The sequence below is a fragment of the Micromonospora arborensis genome, assembly GCF_003205615.1.
Taxonomy (GTDB): domain Bacteria; phylum Actinomycetota; class Actinomycetes; order Mycobacteriales; family Micromonosporaceae; genus Micromonospora; species Micromonospora arborensis.
The window spans coordinates 123,300-139,575 of sequence record NZ_PYBV01000011.1 but is presented as its reverse complement, the minus strand read 5'-3'; the positions used below and the strand labels follow the sequence as shown (position 1 = coordinate 139,575).

Sequence of the window (16,276 nt, the reverse complement as noted above, 5' to 3'; positions counted from 1 at the left end):
CTGATGCCAGGTCAACAGCGCCGTGGCGGCGGGTCCGGTGGCAACGAGGGTGGTCGCCGCGACAACCGCCGTGAGGGCGGCCGCGGAAACGCGCCCGTCGAGAAGACCCCGCACCTTGAGCGGGTCGTCGCGATCAACCGCGTCGCCAAGGTCGTGAAGGGTGGTCGTCGCTTCAGCTTCACCGCCCTGGTGATCGTGGGCGACGGCGACGGCACGGTCGGCGTGGGCTACGGAAAGGCCAAGGAGGTGCCCGCGGCCATCGCCAAGGGCGTCGAGGAGGCCAAGAAGCACTTCTTCAAGGTCCCGCGGATCGGTCAGTCGATCCCGCACCCGGTGACGGGTGAGGACGCCGCTGGCGTCGTGCTGCTCAAGCCGGCCTCGGCCGGTACGGGTGTCATCGCCGGTGGTCCGGTGCGCGCCGTGCTGGAGTGCGCCGGGATCCACGACGTGCTCTCCAAGAGCCTCGGCTCGTCGAACCCGATCAACATCGTGCACGCCACCGTGGCGGCCCTGAAGGGGCTCGAGTCCCCTGAGCAGGTCGCAGCGCGTCGTGGTCTGCCGGTGGAGGACGTCGCGCCGGCCGCCATGCTGGCGTCGCGTGCGGGGGTGGCGCACTGATGGCACGTCTGAAGGTCACCCAGGTCCGGTCCGTCATCGGGACCAAGCAGAACCAGCGTGATTCGCTGCGTTCGCTCGGTCTCAAGCGGATCAACGACGTGGTGGTCAAGGAGGACCGGCCCGAGATCCGCGGCATGATCTTCACTGTGAACCACCTCGTGAAGGTCGAGGAGGTCGAGTAATGACGATCAAGGTGCATCACCTGCGCCCGGCGCCCGGTTCCAAGACCGCGAAGACCCGTGTGGGTCGCGGTGAGGGTTCCAAGGGCAAGACCGCTGGTCGCGGTACCAAGGGTTCCAAGGCCCGTAAGAACATCTCGGCGGCGTTCGAGGGTGGGCAGATGCCCATCCACATGCGCCTGCCGAAGATGAAGGGCTTCAAGAACAAGTTCAAGGTGGTCTTCCAGGTTGTCAACCTGGACCGACTCGCTGAGCTGTTCCCGAACGGTGGCGAGGTCGGCCCGCTGGAGCTCGTCGAGTCCGGCGCGGTCCGCAAGGGCCACCCGGTCAAGGTCCTCGGCACCGGGGACCTCGGCGGAGTCTCGCTCCAGGTGTCTGCGCACGCGTTCAGTGCGTCGGCCAAGGAGAAGATCGCCGCCGCCGGTGGCTCCACCACCGAGCTGTAAGGCGTACGACCCATGGCGCCCGTCCAGTTGTGAGCAACTGGCGGGCGCCATGGTCTACCTGGGCCCATTGCGCCCGGTAATATCGGATTCGATTTATGTAGTCGGGCGCATCTGCCCGGACCGGCGTGGGGCTGTTAGAGTCCCATCCCAGCCATGGATTGCGGGCGCTCGCCCGTGATCCACCCCCACCCGCCAGGGTTCACCGGCGGCCCGCCTCGCGCAGGAGGAAGAAGTTGCTGTCCGCCTTTCTCAGTGCGTTCCGTACGCCTGACCTGCGCAAGAAGCTGCTGTTCACAGTAGGCATCATCGCGGTCTACCGGCTGGGTGCAACGCTCCCCAGCCCGGGCGTCTCGTACGGCAACGTGCAGAAGTGCCTCGACTCGATCTCAGGTGACACGACGGGGCCGCTGAACCTGCTCAACCTCTTCTCCGGCGGAGCGTTGCTGCAGCTCTCGGTCTTCGCGCTGGGCATCATGCCCTACATCACGGCGTCGATCATCCTGCAGCTGCTGACCGTCGTGATCCCGCGGTTGGAGCAGCTCCGTAAGGAGGGCCAGGCCGGCCAGGCGAAGATCACGCAGTACACCCGCTACCTGACCCTCGGTCTCGGTGTGCTGCAGGCCTCGGCGTTCGTGGCGCTGGCCCGCTCGGGGCAGCTGTTCCAGAACAAGTGCGACCAGTTCCCGATCATCCCGACCGGCACCGGCATCCCGGACTGGCTGACCCTGTCCATCCTGGTGATCACCATGACCGCCGGCACCGGCATGGTCATGTGGCTCGGTGAGCTGATCACCGACCGCGGCGTCGGCAACGGCATGTCCGTCCTGATCTTCACCTCGATCGCGGCCCGGCTGCCCGGCGAGGGCTGGCAGATCAAGACCAGCAAGGGCTGGGACATGTTCGCCCTGGTCATCGCGCTGGTCCTGGTGGTCATCACCGCGGTCACCTTCATCGAGCAGGCGCAGCGCCGGATCCCGGTGCAGTACGCCAAGCGGATGATCGGCCGGCGGATGTACGGCGGCACCTCGACCTACATCCCGCTGAAGGTCAACCAGGCGGGTGTGATCCCGGTCATCTTCGGCTCGTCGCTGCTCTACCTGCCGCAGTTGGCGCTGCAGTTCTTCGACCAGAACGACCCGGGCAAGGTCCAGTCGTGGATCCAGAACAACCTGGTGGCACCGGACAGCCCGATCTACATCACGGTCTACTTCCTGCTGATCATCTTCTTCACGTACTTCTACGTCTCGATCACGTTCAACCCGACCGAGGTCGCGGACAACATGAAGAAGTACGGCGGGTTCGTGCCGGGCATCCGCCCGGGTAAGCCGACGGCCGACTACCTGGACTTCATCCTCAGCCGGATCACCCTGCCGGGCGCGATCTACCTCGGCGTCATCTCGATCCTGCCGAACTTCTTCTTCATCTGGCTGGACAACCAGCAGTACCAGAACTTCCCGTTCGGTGGCACCGCTGTGCTCATCATGGTCGGCGTCGGTCTGGAGACCGTGAAGCAGATCGAGAGCCAACTCATGCAGCGGAACTACGAAGGGTTCCTGCGGTAGATGAGACTCGTTCTGGTTGGCCCGCCGGGCGCGGGTAAGGGCACGCAGGCGGAATTCGTCGCCGCGCACCTGTCGGTGCCCAAGATTTCGACCGGAGACATCTTCCGCTCGAACGTCACCCAGGGCACGCCGCTCGGTGTCGAGGCGAAGCGGTACATGGACGCAGGCGAGCTGGTTCCGGACGAGGTCACCATCAACATGGTCCGGGACCGGCTGGCCGAGCCCGACGCCAGCGAGGGCTTTCTGCTCGACGGCTTCCCGCGGACCACTCCGCAGGCTGCCGCTCTGGACAAGCTCCTCGCCGATCTGGGCACCGCCCTGGATCTGGTCCTGGAGTTGGTGGTCGACGACGACGAGGTGATCCGGCGTCTCTCCGGTCGGCGTACCTGCCGAGGCTGCGGCAAGATCTGGCACGTCGAGTTCGACGCCACCACCCGGCCGGGCATCTGCGACCGGTGCGGCGCCGAGCTGTTCCAGCGCGACGACGACAAGCCGGAGACGATCGCCACCCGGCTCCGTGAATACAGCGAGAAGACCGCGCCGCTGGTCGACTACTACGGCGCTCAGGGCAAGCTGGTCGGGATCGACGCCACCGGCCCGGTGGAGGACGTCACCACCCGGGCCATCGACGCACTGCGGTCGTACGGCGGCTGAGGTCCTCCCCGCGCCGGGGTGGATAGAGTGCGAGAAGCGGGGTACGCGAGACGTGCCCCGCTTTTCGGCAACGAAAGGTAACCGCTCCATGCGTCGTCCCCAGCTGGACATCCAGCTGAAGACCCCTGACCAGATCGAGAAGATGCGCGCGGCCGGGCTCGTGGTCGCCGAGGCCCTGCGCCGGATGCGCGAGGCAGTTGCCCCGGGTGTGAGCACCGCCGATCTGGACGCCATCGCCGAGTCGACCATCCGTGAGGCGGGTGGCGTTCCGTCGTTCAAGGGCTACCACGGCTTCCCGGCGTCGATCTGCTCCTCGGTCAACGAGCAGATCGTGCACGCCATCCCCTCGCCGGGGCAGGTGCTCCAGGCCGGTGATCTGATCTCCATCGACTGCGGCGCGGTGCTGGACGGCTGGCACGGCGACTCCGCGATCACCGTCGGGGTCGGCGAGGTCGATCCGGCACTGCTGAAGATGGCCGCGGTCGCCGAGGACGCGATGTGGGCCGGCATCGCCGCCGCCGCGCGCGGTGCGGCCAGCGGCAAGGGCCGTCTCACCGACATTTCGCACGCGGTGGAGACCGCCGTCCGCAAGGGCGGCCGGTACGGCATCGTCGACGGCTACGGCGGGCACGGCATCGGCACCGAGATGCACCAGGACCCGCACGTGTTGAACCACGGTCGGCCGGGCAAGGGCCCACGACTGGTCCCCGGCATGGCGTTGGCCATCGAGCCGATGATCACGATGGCGTCGCCGCGTACGGTCGAGTTGGCCGACGGGTGGACGGTGGTGACCCGGGACGGCTCGGTGGCAGCGCACGTCGAGCACTCGATGGCTCTGTTGCCGGACGGCGTCTGGGTGCTCACGGCCTTCGACGGAGGCCGAGCCCGCCTCGGTGACCTGGTAACCGCACGGCAGCCCGCCGCCTCGACCACGCCCTGACCGGGACCGGTCCCTGCTCGTCGGCGTTGGCCCACCCCGTTGATCGACGCCGTATCGCCGATCTGGGGGTATCCAGACCGCGTGACATACCCAGGTCGGCGCACCGGCAGTGGATCAACGCGCCACCGCGAGCGGACCCAGGCCGACCGGTCGGGTCGGACGGGACTGGCGTGCCGGTGGCATGCTTGCCGGCATGGACGGGCGCGACGGGATGCGAGCCGCAGACGCGGACCGTGCGGCGGTGGCCGACCGGTTACGGGTCGCCCTCGACGAGGGCCGACTGGACCTGCACGAGTACGACGAGCGGCTGCAGCGGGCCTACGCGGCGCGCACGTACGCCGAGTTGGAGGCTCTGCTCAGCGACCTGCCACCGGTGACGCCGGAGCAGCGGTCGACCCTGGCACCGGCCGCGCCTGGCGCTCCGGCTGTCGACCCCCTGGCCGATCAGGTCGCCGGCAGGGGCGTCACCGCCCGCTGGTTGGCCGATCTGTGGCTGCCGTACCCGCAGGTGATCGCGGTCGTGGTGACCATCTGGGCGGTGACGTCGCTGCTCAGTCAGGAGCTGCTCTACTTCTGGCCGGCCTGGGTGGCCGGGCCGTGGGGCGCGGTGCTGGTGATTCGTACGGTGAGCGGGCTGTCTGCGGGGGAGCCCCGGCGCCAGGCGATCGAGCGGGAGCGCAAGCGCCAGCGAAGGCGGGCGAAGCGGGAACGCAAGAGGGAGTTGCGCGCTGGCGAACCGGACGAACGGGACGCCCCGCCAGCAGTGGGCTGACCGTTGGCGTCAGCGGAGTCGCCGTCGGCTCGGGGTGCACCGGTCGCCGACGACCGGCAAGCACGGGCCGGCGATGGGCCTCGTGGAGATCATCGGGCACCCGGCCGAGGGCTCGATCGGCGACTCGGCGGTGCGGTGGGTGGCCGGTTTGGCGACCGTGCGCAGGCCGGCGTACACTTTCAGATCGGCGCACAGCGTCCACTCCGGCATGCCCACCCTGCGCTTCGGTGGGAGCTGGAGCCGCGGCTGGCGCGGGCTTCTGATTTTGATCGGATCCCGTGTAAGACGTTGTGGGCCGCCCGGAGCAATCGACGTCAGGACAGCGGAGGACATGCCGAAAAAAGACGGAGCCATTGAGATCGAGGGTCGGGTCATCGAGCCCCTGCCGAACGCCATGTTCCGGGTGGAGCTCGCGAACGGCCACAAGGTGCTGGCTCATATCAGCGGCAAGATGCGGCAGCACTACATCCGCATTCTTCCGGAGGACCGGGTCGTCGTCGAACTTTCGCCGTACGACCTGACCCGCGGGCGCATCGTCTACCGCTACAAGTAGTCCTGACGGCGGCCGGGAAGTCCCGTGTCCGTCTTCGACGTCCGGTTTCGCGCATGGCGCGTCCCCGGGCCAGATGGGAAGTAAGGCAACCGTGAAGGTCAAGCCGAGCGTCAAGAGGATCTGCAAGAAGTGCCGGGTTATCCGCCGGCACGGCCGGGTCATGGTCATCTGCAGCGACCCGCGCCACAAGCAGCGCCAGGGCTGACTCAGCCCGTCCGGCCGTAGCACGGCCGGGTGGCGTTGGTCCGGGCAGATCCGCAGCGACACACACATCACACATGCTCGTCCCAGCCGCGAGCGGTACGCGAGACGTACTCCTTCGTGGCTGACCCCCGGTCGGAGGCCGGGGCCCGCTCGGGCAGCGACCGATCCCGGTCGCCGGCGCTCACCGCGTCGGAAAGACGGGACGGCCGGTAGCGGGATGGGACGGGTCCACACCTCCGCCACACATCACGAGGAGTACGCCCGCACATGGCACGTCTAGTCGGCGTGGATCTCCCCCGCGAGAAGCGGATGGAAATCGCGCTCACCTACATCTTCGGGGTCGGTCGCACCCGCGCCCTGGAGACACTCGCCGCAACCGGCATCTCGCCGGACAAGCGCGCTCGGGACCTCACGGACGAGGAGCTCGTGCAGCTCCGCGACCACATCGAGGGCAACTACAAGGTTGAAGGCGACCTGCGCCGCGAGGTCGCCGCTGACATCCGCCGCAAGGTTGAGATCGGCTGCTACGCCGGCATCCGGCACCGCCGGGGCCTGCCCGTGCGTGGCCAGCGGACCAAGACCAACGCACGGACCCGCAAGGGCCCGAAGCGGACCGTCGCCGGCAAGAAGAAGCCCGGCAAGAAGTAGATTTTGACCGGAATTCGGGTCGATGTCGGGTCTAGGAAGACCGGACCGTCCGGCCCAATCCGGAAAGTCAACTAGGAGCGCACAGACTTATGCCACCGAAGGCTCGTGCCGGAGCCGCTGTAAAGAAGGTCCGGCGCAAGGAACGCAAGAACGTCGCCCACGGGCAGGCGCACATCAAGAGCACGTTCAACAACACCATCGTGTCCATCACGGACCCGACCGGTGCGGTCATCTCCTGGGCCTCCGCTGGCCAGGTGGGCTTCAAGGGCTCCCGCAAGTCGACTCCGTTCGCCGCGCAGCTGGCCGCCGAGGCCGCCGCGCGTCGCGCCATGGAGCACGGCATGCGCAAGGTCGACGTGTTCGTCAAGGGCCCCGGCTCCGGCCGGGAGACCGCCATCCGTTCGCTGCAGGCCGTGGGCCTCGAGGTCGGGCAGATCGCCGACGTCACCCCGCAGCCGCACAACGGATGCCGTCCGCCGAAGCGTCGCCGGGTCTGAGAGGTAGAGAGAGATGGCTCGTTACACCGGTGCTGACTGCCGCCGTTGCCGGCGGGAGAAGATGAAGCTGTTCCTCAAGGGCAGCAAGTGCGATGGTCCGAAGTGCCCGTTCGAGTCCCGGCCGTTCCCGCCCGGGCAGCACGGCCGCGGCCGCACCAAGGAGACGGAGTACCTGCTCCAGCTCCGTGAGAAGCAGAAGGCCCGCCGCGTCTACGGCGTGCTGGAGAAGCAGTTCCGCGGTTACTACGAGGAAGCCGTTGGCAAGCAGGCCAAGACCGGTGAGGTCCTCCTGCAGATCCTCGAGTCGCGGCTGGACAACGTCGTTTACCGGGCCGGCTACGCCCACTCGCGGGACATGGCCCGCCAGCTGGTCAAGCACGGTCACTTCACGGTGAACGGCAAGAAGGTCGACATCCCGTCGTACCGCGTCAAGGAGCACGACATCATCGAGGTTCGGGGCAAGAGCAAGGAGCTCACCCCGTTCATCGTCGCGCAGGCCCAGGCCGGCTCGAAGACGGTTCCGGCGTGGCTTGAGGCCATCCCGAGCCAGATGAAGGTGCTCGTGCACTCCCTCCCGGCCCGGCAGGTCATTGACACGCAGGTCCAGGAGCAGCTGATCGTCGAGCTCTACTCCAAGTAGTCCGAGCTCGTTCGGTGGCCCGCCCCTCGGGGCGGGCCACCGGAACAGTTTGTGTCGTGGGCGTCAAATAGCGGGCGCCCCGGAAGAGAAGAGAAAAGATGCTCATCAGCCAGCGACCCTCCCTCTCCGAGGAGTCGATCAACGAGACCCGGTCCCGGTTCGCCATCGAGCCGCTGGAGCCGGGCTTCGGCTACACCCTGGGTAACTCGCTGCGGCGCACGCTGCTGTCGTCGATCCCGGGCGCGGCCGTCACCTCGATCAAGATCGACGGTGTCCTGCACGAGTTCACCACGATCCCCGGTGTCAAGGAGGACGTGGTCGAGCTCGTCATGAACATCAAGGAGCTGTGCGTCAGCTCCGAGCACGACGAGCCGGTCAGCATGTACCTGCGCAAGCAGGGCCCGGGCGACGTGACCGCTGGTGACATCCAGCCGCCGGCCGGCGTCTCGGTGCACAACCCGGATCTCAAGCTCGCGACCCTCAACGGCAAGGGCCGGCTCGACATGGAGCTGACCGTCGAGCGGGGCCGGGGCTACGTGACGGCGGCGCAGAACAAGCAGTCCGGCGCTGAGATCGGCCGGATCCCGGTCGACTCGATCTACTCGCCGGTGCTGAAGGTGACCTACCGCGTCGAGGCGACCCGTGTCGAGCAGCGTACCGACTTCGACCGGCTGATCATCGACGTCGAGACCAAGCCGTCGATGGGTCCGCGCACCGCGCTGGCCTCCGCCGGTTCGACGCTCGTGGAGCTGTTCGGGCTGGCCCGGGAGCTGGACGAGACCGCCGAGGGCATCGACATCGGGCCGTCCCCGCAGGACGCCCAGCTGGCTGCGGACCTAGCCCTGCCGATCGAGGAGCTGGACCTCACCGTCCGCTCCTACAACTGCCTCAAGCGCGAGGGCATCAACTCCGTTGGTGAGCTCATCGGGCGTACCGAGGCCGACCTCCTCGACATCCGCAACTTCGGTCAGAAGTCGATCGACGAGGTCAAGATGAAGCTCGCCGGGATGGGTCTCGGGCTGAAGGACTCGGCTCCGAACTTCGACCCGGCGCACGTCGTGGACACCTTCGGCGAGGCCGACTACGACACCGACGACTACCGCGAGACCGAGCAGCTCTAGTCCGCGCTGCCGCCACAACTGAGGAGCACCAAAAATGCCCACGCCCACCAAGGGCCCCCGCCTCGGCGGCAGCCCCTCGCACGAGCGGCTGATGCTGGCCAACCTGGCCACTGCGCTGTTCCAGCACGGCAAGATCCAGACCACCGAGACGAAGGCCCGGCGGCTGCGTCCGCTGGCCGAGCAGCTCATCACCAAGGCCAAGCGCGGTGACCTCGCCTCGCGGCGGCGGGTGCTGGGTGTCGTCAAGGACAAGGACGTGGTCTACGCCCTGTTCGACCAGATCGCGCCCCGGTACTCCAACCGCCCCGGCGGTTACACCCGGATCGTGAAGACCGGTCCGCGCAAGGGTGACAACGCGCCGATGGCCATCATCGAGCTGGTGGAAGAGCTTCAGGTCGCCGAGCCGAAGGTGAACAAGAAGACCGCCGCCCGCAAGGCCGCGCAGCAGGACAAGGTCGAGGCCCTGGCCCCGGCCGACGAGACCCCGCAGTCGGCCCAGGCCGACCAGGACTCCGAGGCGCCGGTGTCGGCGTCCGGTGACACCGACGCCGCCCGCGAGGACAGCGACGAGGCCACCGAGAACAAGGCCTGATCAAGGGCAACGTCGGGCCCGGCACCCCATCGGGGTGTCGGGCCCGACCCGTAACAGGAGGTACGAGGTGGACGAGCGGATCCGGCTGCGGCTGGACGTCTCGTACGACGGCACGGGCTTCTCCGGCTGGGCCGCCCAGCCGACCCGGCGCACTGTCGCGGGGGTGCTCGTCGAGACCCTGGCCCTGGTCCTGGGAGCCGGCACGGCCACCGGGCTGACGGTTGCCGGGCGGACCGACGCGGGGGTGCACGCCACCGGGCAGGTCTGCCACCTGGACCTGCCCGTCGACGTGTGGCGGCAGCACGAGGGGCGGCTGCTGCGTCGGCTGGCCCGGCTGCTCCCCACCGACATGCGCGTACGGGCGATGACCGAGGTGCCGGCCGACTTCGACGCCCGGTTCTCGGCCACCTTCCGGCGCTACGAATACCGGGTCACCGATGCGCCCTTCGGTGCGGAGCCGCTGCGCCGGCACGAGGTGCTGGCCTGGCCGAAGCCGCTGGACCTGGCCGCGTTGAACGCCGCGGCGACCGGCCTCGTCGGGGAGCACGACTTCGCCGCGTACTGCCGGCGCAAGGAGCACGCGACCACGTTGCGCGAGGTGACCCGCTTGGACTGGCGTCGCGACCCGGACGGCATCCTGGTCGCGACCGTGCAGGCCGACGCGTTCTGCCAGGCGATGGTACGCAGCCTGGTGGGGGCGATGCTGGTGGCCGGGGACGGGCGCCGGCCGGTCGAGTGGCCGGGCAGCCTGCTCACCCGGCAGGAGCGGTCCAGCGAGGTGACGGTGGCCCCCGCGCACGGGTTGACCCTGGTCGCCGTCGGTTACCCGGCCGATCCGGCCGAGTACGCCCGCCGTGCCGATCTCACCCGCCGACTGCGGGTGCCGGTCGAGGGCTGACCGCCGACCGCCCGGCGCGGGTCAGTCGCCCGGCAACCCGTCGTCGCCGGTGCCGCCCTGGCTCGCGCTGCTGTCGGAGGGCGTCGGTTGGGCGGCTGTGCCACCGTCGGCCCGCTTCTGCAGCACGCCCCGGCTGAGGTGCAGCTCGATCATGTCGTACAGGATCTCGCGGACCTTGGTGTCATCCGCCTTGATCGCCGCCCCGTCCTCGCGGACCACCAGCGCGTACGCCAGGTAGTGGCCACGGACCTGCCAGCCGACCCGCGCCGGGGCGGTGCTCAGCACGTCGGTGCCGTCGCCGCCGACGAGGCCGCGGAACCTGCCGTGCCGCTCGTCGAGGAGTTGGCGTACCCGGTCCCGGGCGCGATCCGCGTTGGCCTTGTCGGTGAGGTTGAACAGGCCGGTGGTGACCAGGTGGTCGCCGTCGGGCGTACGCAGCGTGCCCCGGACGACCTGGTTGCAGCCGAGGAGGACCAGCAGGTCGGCGACCTCGTCGGTGGCGGCGACCGCGCAACTGCCGCTGGACTGTGTCTTGAGCACCTGGTAGCTCGGCTGGCCGCCGGTGAGCTTGAGTTCCTTGGTGGGGAAGAGTTCCTTGGCGGTGAGCGGGGCCTGGTCGGACTCCCGGGAGTCGAGGGCCGGCCGTTCCGGTGCCGCCGATGTCGGGGCGGCGTTCGGCTGGTACGTCGGGGTGCTCTGCGGTTGCTGGTTGCGGTCGATGAGTACCGCGGCGGCGCCGAGGCCGCAGAGTGCGAGCAGCACCAGGACCGCTGCGCCGCCGATCAGCACCTGCCACAGTCGGCCGCCGCCGCGTCGGGTGGTCGGCTCCATTGGCGTGGCTGAGGTGTAGACCTGGCTGCGGGGCGCGGCGGGCGGAATGTCGGCACGAGTCGGTGGTGGCTGCGACGACGGCAGTGAGAGCTGGTTCACCCGGGGCAGCGACGGTGTGGGGAAGCGTGATGGAGAGGGCCCGGCCGGCGGGGGCGGACCGGCGCCGAGCACCGACAGGTCGGACCCGGGTTCCGGGTACTCCTCGAAAGCGTCCTCATCGGACTCGTACCGATACACCATGTCGCCCAGAGTAGGAGTGATTGTCCCTTTAGGGGGTAATTTCGGGGAAATGTGCGCGTGGGCCGTGTCATGGTCGGCCCCGGGCCGGTGCGAGAATTGCCAGCGTGACCGGCGACCACTACTTCACCGCTCAGCCCGCCAGCGACGCTCCGCCGCGCGAGGTCGAGTTCTCCGTCGCCGACCGCGACTACCGGCTCGTCTCGGCCGGCGGCGTCTTCTCCGCCAGCCGTCTCGACCCGGGCACCGCCGTACTCCTACGGAAGGCCGACCTGCCCGCCGCCGATACCGTCGGTGACCTGCTCGACCTCGGCTGCGGGTTCGGGCCGATCGCGTGCGTGCTGGCCGACCTGGCGCCCACCAGCACGGTCTGGGCGGTCGACGTCAACGCCCGCGCCCGCGAGCTGACCGCCGCCAACGCGGCCCGGGTCGACGCCGCCGACCGGGTCCGGGTCCACGCGCCCGACGACGTCCCGGCGGACCTTCAATTCGCCCAGATCTGGTCCAACCCACCCATCCGCATCGGCAAGGACGAGCTGCACGAACTGCTGCTGCGCTGGCTGCCCCGACTCGCCCCGGACGGCGTCGGCTGGCTCGTCGTCGCCCGGCACCTCGGCGGCGACTCGCTGCAGCGCTGGCTCACCGAGCAGAGCTGGCAGGTCGAGCGGTACGCCAGCCAGAAGGGCTTCCGGGTGCTGCGCGTCACCCGGTAATTGGATGTCCCTCCCGGCCTCGCTGGGGCAGGATCCCGGCGTGGGATACGTGGACGTGGCAGCGGTCGGGCACATCCTGCCCGACGGTCGGGAACTCTTCGCCGACGTGTCGTTCCGGGTCGGTGAGGGCAGCAAGGTCGCCCTGGTCGGGCCGAACGGCGCGGGAAAGACCACGCTGCTGCGGATGGTCGCCGGTGACCTGCCGGTGCGTACCGGCGTCGTCGCGCGGGCCGGCGGGCTGGGCGTGATGCGCCAGTTCATCGGCATGATCGGCGATGAGTCGACGCTCGCCGACCTGGCGTTGTCGCTGGCCCCGCCCTCGCTGCGCGACGCCGGTCGCCAGCTCCGCGAGACCGAGGCCGCCATGCGGGCGGCCGAGGCCCGCGGCAAGTTCAGCAACGCCGCGGGTAAGGCCCAGTTGGCGTACGCCGACGCGCTGGGCGCCTGGGGCGAGTCCGGCGGGTACGACGCCGAGGTGCTCTTCGACACCGTCGCGACAATCGTGCTCGACCTGACCTGGGACGCCGTGCGGGACCGACCGGTGCGTACCCTCTCCGGCGGCCAGCAGAAGCGCTTCGCGTTGGAGCTGCTGTTGCGCGGCCCCGACGAGGTGCTGCTGCTCGACGAACCGGACAACTTCCTCGACGTGCCCGGCAAGCGCTGGCTGGAGGCGCGACTGCGCGAGTCGACCAAGTCGGTGCTCTACGTCTCGCACGACCGCGAGTTGCTGGCCCAGAGCGCCGACCGGGTGGTGGCCGTCGAGGGTGGCAGCGCCTGGGTGCACCCGGGCGGCTTCGCCAGCTGGCACTCCGCGCGGGTGGCCCGGCACGCCCGCCTCGACGAGCTGCGTCGACGCTGGGACGAGGAGCACCAGAAGCTGCGCGAGCTGATGCTGATGTACAAGCAGAAGGCCGCGTACAACGACGGGTTGGCCTCGCGCTACCAGGCCGCGCAGACCCGGCTGCGCAAGTTCGAGGAGGCCGGGCCGCCGCCCGTACCGCCCAAGGACCAGGACATCCGGATGCGGCTGAGTGGCGGGCGGACCGGCAAGCGCGCGGTCATCTGCGAACAGTTGGAGCTCGACGGCCTGACCTACCCCTTCGACCTGGAGATCTGGTACGGCGATCGGGTGGCGGTGCTCGGTGCCAACGGCACCGGCAAGTCGCACTTCCTCCGGCTGCTGGCGCGGGGCGGCACCGACCCGGACCCGGCGAACGGGCCGGTCGACGGGGCGGGCGCGCTCGCCCCGGTGGCCCACGACGGTGTGGCCCGGCTGGGTGCCCGGGTCCGCCCCGGGCACTTCTCGCAGACCCACGACCGGCCGGAACTGATGTCGAAGACGCTTGTCGAAATCCTCTGGCGGGGCGACGAGCACCGCACCGGGATGGACCGGCACGCGGCGATGGGGGTGCTCAGCCGATACGAGCTGGCCGGTCAGGGTGACCAGCGCTTCGGCACGCTCTCCGGTGGTCAGCAGGCCCGTTTCCTGGTGCTGCTGCTGGAGCTGTCCGGGGCGACCCTGCTGCTGCTCGACGAGCCCACCGACAACCTCGACCTGGCCAGCGCGGAGGCGCTCGAAGCGGGCCTGACCGCGTTCGAGGGGACGGTGATCGCGGTCACCCACGACCGCTGGTTCACGCGTTCGTTCGACCGGTTCGTGCTGTTCCGAGGCGACAGCGAGGTGGTGGAGACTCCGGAGCCGGTCTGGGACGTCGGGTGATCCCCGCCGACCTGCCCGACCGGCTCTGCGCCGTCGAGGGGGTGGTCGCCGTGGCGCTCGGTGGTAGCCGGGCGCGCGGTGAGCAGCGTCCGGACTCGGACTGGGATCTGGGCCTGTACTACCGGGGTGAGCTGGACGTACCCGCGCTGCGCGCGGTCGCCGTGACGGTTGCCGACGACGCCGACGTCGCGCTGACCGCCCCGGGTGGCTGGGGTCCGTGGGTCGACGGCGGTGGTTGGCTGCGGATCGGTGGAGCGGCGGTGGACTGGATCTACCGGGACCTCGACCGGGTGCACCGCGTCTGGACGGACTGCCGGGCCGGCTGGTTCGAGGTCGGGGCGCAGGCCGGGCACCCGCTCGGCTTCTACTCGTCGGCCTACGTCGGCGAGGTGGCGCTGTGTCAGGTGCTCGCGGATCCGACCGGCGAGCTGGCCAGGCTGAAGGAGCAGGCCCGGGAGTATCCGCCCGCACTGGCCGATGCCCTGCTGGCGGGCGGCTGGGAGGCCGGGTTTCTGCTGGCCGGCGCGGCCAAGGCCAGCGCCGGAGGGGACAGCGGGTACGTCGCCGGCTGCCTGTTCCGGGCGGTCGGGGTGCTCGCCCAAGTGTTGCACGCCCGAGCGGGCCGGTGGCTGGTCAACGAGAAGGGGATGCTCGCTGCGGCCGGGCGGCTGCCCGGGGCCCCACCGGACTTCGAGCGGAGGGCCCAGGCACTCCTCGGTGCCGTCGGCCGCAGCCCCGCCGAGCTTGCCGCCACCATCAGCGCGGCCCGTGAGCTGGTCTCGGAGGTGGTCGGTTGAGCCACCGACGAGGTGGCTCCGACCAGGCCGGCATAGGGTGGATCTCGTGACTGAGATGACCTATCGCCGGCTGGGCGACTCCGGGCTCGTGGTGTCCGTGGTCGGCATCGGCTGCAACAACTTTGGCCGGAAGCTCGACCTCGACGGCACCCGCGCGGTGGTGGACGCCGCCCTGGACGCCGGGATCACCCTGTTCGACACCGCCGACATCTACGGTGAGCCGCAGGGCGCCTCCGAGGAGCTGCTCGGGCAGGCGCTCAAGGGGCGCCGGGACGACGTGGTGGTGGCCACCAAGTTCGGTATGGACATGAACGGCCTGAACGGACCGGACTTCGGGGCGCGGGGTGCGCGGCGCTACATCGCCCGCGCCGTGGAGGCGTCGCTGCGTCGACTGGGCACCGACCACATCGACCTCTACCAGATGCACGAGCCCGACCCGGGCACCCCGATCGACGAGACCCTCGCCGCCCTGGACGACCTGGTCCGCGACGGCAAGGTGCGGTACCTGGGCAACTCCAACTTCACCGGCTGGCAGATCGCCGACGCGGACTGGGTCGCCTCGTCCAACGGTCGGGCCCGCTTCATCAGCGCCCAGAACCACTACAGCCTGCTGGAGCGCTCGGTCGAGACCGAGGTCATCCCGGCCTGCGAGCGGTTCGGCCTTGGCATGCTGCCGTTCTTCCCGCTCGCCAACGGGCTGCTCACCGGTAAGTACAAGCGCGACGGCCAGCCGCCGGCCGGCAGCCGGCTCTCCGGCGGTGGCCGGTACGCGGAGCGGCTCGCCGCAGCCGACTGGGACACCATCGAGGCGATCGAGGCGTACGCGGCCGATCGGGGTCTGACGATGCTGCAGGTGGCGATCGGCGGGCTGGCCGCCCAGCCGGCGGTGACCTCGGTGATCGCCGGTGCCACCACCGCGGAGCAGGTACGCGCCAACGCCGCCGCCGGCACCTGGGAGCCGAGCGACGAGGACCTGGCGGCGCTGCGCGCCATCCTCTGAGCCGGACGACAGCGGGCCGGGCCGCTCGTCGCGGCCCGGCCCGGTCGTCGGATGGCGCTTCAGCGCCGCCCCGGTCAGCCGGTGCGGCGGCGACCGAACAGCATGGCCACCCCCATCGCCGCGGCGACCAGCACGAGACCGCCGGCCGCGAACGGCCACCAGCCGGCGCCCGCCCCGGCGGTTCGGTCTGGCGCGGTCACCGCGACCGGCGCGGGCACCGGCGGGGACTGCGCCGCCTGGGCCTGCACCGTGGCGGTGGCCTCGCTCTGCAACGGAGCGGGGGACTTGACCGTCACCTTCCACTTGCCGGCGGAGAGCACCGGGCCGCTGCTGTAGAAGCCGTGGCCCTCGGGCTGAGGGTCCAGCTGCACCGGCCCGATCTGTTGCCCGTCCGGGCCGGTGGCGGTGAGGACCAACCGCACCACCTTGTCCAGCCGACGACCGTCGGTGTGGGTGGCCTGGATGGTGACCCCCTCGGCCCCGTCACCGGCCACCGTCAGCTTGAGTTTGTCGGCCTGAGCGGCCGCTGGGGCAGCGGAGAGCAGGGTCAGGGCCAGCCCGGCGAACACGGCCGCCAACACCTTGCGGATACCCGTCACGGGCCTCTCCCTCACTACTGAATGGGGGAGGCCCCTCCCCGACGCCGCGGCGTCG

The 16,276-nt window shown here is 69.9% G+C and carries 21 protein-coding genes; 19 read left to right on the top strand and 2 right to left on the bottom strand.

Annotated features, from left to right (window positions below; all coding sequences use genetic code 11):
- The first annotated feature begins 3 nt into the window (after nucleotides 1-3).
- The 15 genes from rpsE (at nucleotide 4) to truA (ending at nucleotide 10,324) form a co-directional block, all read left to right on the top strand.
- Nucleotides 4-618 carry a 30S ribosomal protein S5 gene (rpsE, locus tag C7C45_RS08570; RefSeq protein WP_074314587.1) on the top strand — a complete coding sequence of 205 codons (615 nt, stop codon included), beginning with the start codon at nucleotides 4-6 and terminating at the stop codon, nucleotides 616-618.
- On the top strand, nucleotides 618-800 hold the full coding sequence (gene rpmD, locus C7C45_RS08565; RefSeq protein ID WP_110563092.1) for a 50S ribosomal protein L30: 183 nt from the start codon (nucleotides 618-620) through the stop codon (nucleotides 798-800). Before rpsE ends, rpmD begins: the two co-directional genes overlap by 1 nt.
- The gene (rplO, locus tag C7C45_RS08560) at nucleotides 800-1,243 is read left to right on the top strand and encodes a 50S ribosomal protein L15 (RefSeq protein WP_110563091.1); all 444 of its coding nucleotides are present in this window, start codon (nucleotides 800-802) and stop codon (nucleotides 1,241-1,243) included. Before rpmD ends, rplO begins: the two co-directional genes overlap by 1 nt.
- A gap of 233 nt (nucleotides 1,244-1,476) precedes the next feature.
- Complete coding sequence (gene secY / locus C7C45_RS08555; RefSeq protein ID WP_110563090.1) at nucleotides 1,477-2,805, top strand: preprotein translocase subunit SecY; 1,329 nt, start codon at nucleotides 1,477-1,479, stop codon at nucleotides 2,803-2,805.
- Nucleotides 2,806-3,459 (top strand): adenylate kinase, encoded by a 654-nt coding sequence (locus C7C45_RS08550; protein WP_007465256.1) that lies wholly within the window; start codon nucleotides 2,806-2,808, stop codon nucleotides 3,457-3,459.
- Between the two features lie 88 nt (nucleotides 3,460-3,547).
- Nucleotides 3,548-4,399, top strand: a complete 852-nt coding sequence (gene map / locus C7C45_RS08545; RefSeq protein WP_110563089.1) for a type I methionyl aminopeptidase — start codon at nucleotides 3,548-3,550, stop codon at nucleotides 4,397-4,399.
- A 193-nt stretch (nucleotides 4,400-4,592) separates the two neighbouring features.
- A complete protein-coding gene (locus tag C7C45_RS08540) occupies nucleotides 4,593-5,171 on the top strand; it encodes a DUF1707 SHOCT-like domain-containing protein (protein ID WP_110563287.1) in 579 nt (192 codons plus the stop codon).
- Nucleotides 5,172-5,502: 331 nt separating this feature from the next.
- Entirely contained in the window at nucleotides 5,503-5,724 is a 222-nt protein-coding gene (gene infA, locus C7C45_RS08530; protein ID WP_007073013.1) for a translation initiation factor IF-1, read from the top strand.
- A 91-nt stretch (nucleotides 5,725-5,815) separates the two neighbouring features.
- The gene (gene rpmJ, locus C7C45_RS08525; RefSeq protein WP_110563286.1) at nucleotides 5,816-5,929 is read left to right on the top strand and encodes a 50S ribosomal protein L36; all 114 of its coding nucleotides are present in this window, start codon (nucleotides 5,816-5,818) and stop codon (nucleotides 5,927-5,929) included.
- Nucleotides 5,930-6,195: 266 nt separating this feature from the next.
- Nucleotides 6,196-6,576 carry a 30S ribosomal protein S13 gene (gene rpsM / locus C7C45_RS08520; RefSeq protein ID WP_007465236.1) on the top strand — a complete coding sequence of 127 codons (381 nt, stop codon included), beginning with the start codon at nucleotides 6,196-6,198 and terminating at the stop codon, nucleotides 6,574-6,576.
- A gap of 89 nt (nucleotides 6,577-6,665) precedes the next feature.
- The gene (rpsK, locus tag C7C45_RS08515; RefSeq protein ID WP_030329919.1) at nucleotides 6,666-7,073 is read left to right on the top strand and encodes a 30S ribosomal protein S11; all 408 of its coding nucleotides are present in this window, start codon (nucleotides 6,666-6,668) and stop codon (nucleotides 7,071-7,073) included.
- A gap of 13 nt (nucleotides 7,074-7,086) precedes the next feature.
- Entirely contained in the window at nucleotides 7,087-7,713 is a 627-nt protein-coding gene (gene rpsD, locus C7C45_RS08510; protein ID WP_030489600.1) for a 30S ribosomal protein S4, read from the top strand.
- 98 nt (nucleotides 7,714-7,811) lie between these two features.
- Nucleotides 7,812-8,834, top strand: coding sequence for a DNA-directed RNA polymerase subunit alpha (locus C7C45_RS08505; protein WP_007465227.1), 1,023 nt, complete (start codon nucleotides 7,812-7,814; stop codon nucleotides 8,832-8,834).
- Nucleotides 8,835-8,868: 34 nt separating this feature from the next.
- A complete protein-coding gene (gene rplQ, locus C7C45_RS08500) occupies nucleotides 8,869-9,426 on the top strand; it encodes a 50S ribosomal protein L17 (RefSeq protein ID WP_110563087.1) in 558 nt (185 codons plus the stop codon).
- A 67-nt stretch (nucleotides 9,427-9,493) separates the two neighbouring features.
- Entirely contained in the window at nucleotides 9,494-10,324 is an 831-nt protein-coding gene (gene truA, locus C7C45_RS08495) for a tRNA pseudouridine(38-40) synthase TruA (protein ID WP_110563086.1), read from the top strand.
- Between the two features lie 21 nt (nucleotides 10,325-10,345).
- Here truA and C7C45_RS08490 read toward each other — a convergent pair whose 3' ends face one another.
- Complete coding sequence (locus tag C7C45_RS08490; protein ID WP_167454682.1) at nucleotides 10,346-11,395, bottom strand: hypothetical protein; 1,050 nt, start codon at nucleotides 11,393-11,395, stop codon at nucleotides 10,346-10,348.
- Nucleotides 11,396-11,499: 104 nt separating this feature from the next.
- Between C7C45_RS08490 and C7C45_RS08485 the strand changes: the two genes are divergently transcribed.
- The 4 genes from C7C45_RS08485 to C7C45_RS08470 are packed head-to-tail and all read left to right on the top strand — an operon-like array spanning nucleotide 11,500 to nucleotide 15,622.
- Nucleotides 11,500-12,105: a class I SAM-dependent methyltransferase gene (locus tag C7C45_RS08485; protein ID WP_110563084.1), complete on the top strand. Its 606-nt coding sequence runs from the start codon at nucleotides 11,500-11,502 to the stop codon at nucleotides 12,103-12,105.
- Nucleotides 12,106-12,145: 40 nt separating this feature from the next.
- Entirely contained in the window at nucleotides 12,146-13,825 is a 1,680-nt protein-coding gene (locus tag C7C45_RS08480; protein ID WP_110563083.1) for an ABC-F family ATP-binding cassette domain-containing protein, read from the top strand.
- On the top strand, nucleotides 13,822-14,622 hold the full coding sequence (locus tag C7C45_RS08475) for a nucleotidyltransferase domain-containing protein (RefSeq protein ID WP_110563082.1): 801 nt from the start codon (nucleotides 13,822-13,824) through the stop codon (nucleotides 14,620-14,622). Before C7C45_RS08480 ends, C7C45_RS08475 begins: the two co-directional genes overlap by 4 nt.
- A gap of 37 nt (nucleotides 14,623-14,659) precedes the next feature.
- Nucleotides 14,660-15,622 carry an aldo/keto reductase gene (locus tag C7C45_RS08470; RefSeq protein WP_208641104.1) on the top strand — a complete coding sequence of 321 codons (963 nt, stop codon included), beginning with the start codon at nucleotides 14,660-14,662 and terminating at the stop codon, nucleotides 15,620-15,622.
- Between the two features lie 74 nt (nucleotides 15,623-15,696).
- Here C7C45_RS08470 and C7C45_RS08465 read toward each other — a convergent pair whose 3' ends face one another.
- Complete coding sequence (locus C7C45_RS08465) at nucleotides 15,697-16,221, bottom strand: hypothetical protein (RefSeq protein ID WP_110563081.1); 525 nt, start codon at nucleotides 16,219-16,221, stop codon at nucleotides 15,697-15,699.
- Nucleotides 16,222-16,276: the final 55 nt, after the last annotated feature.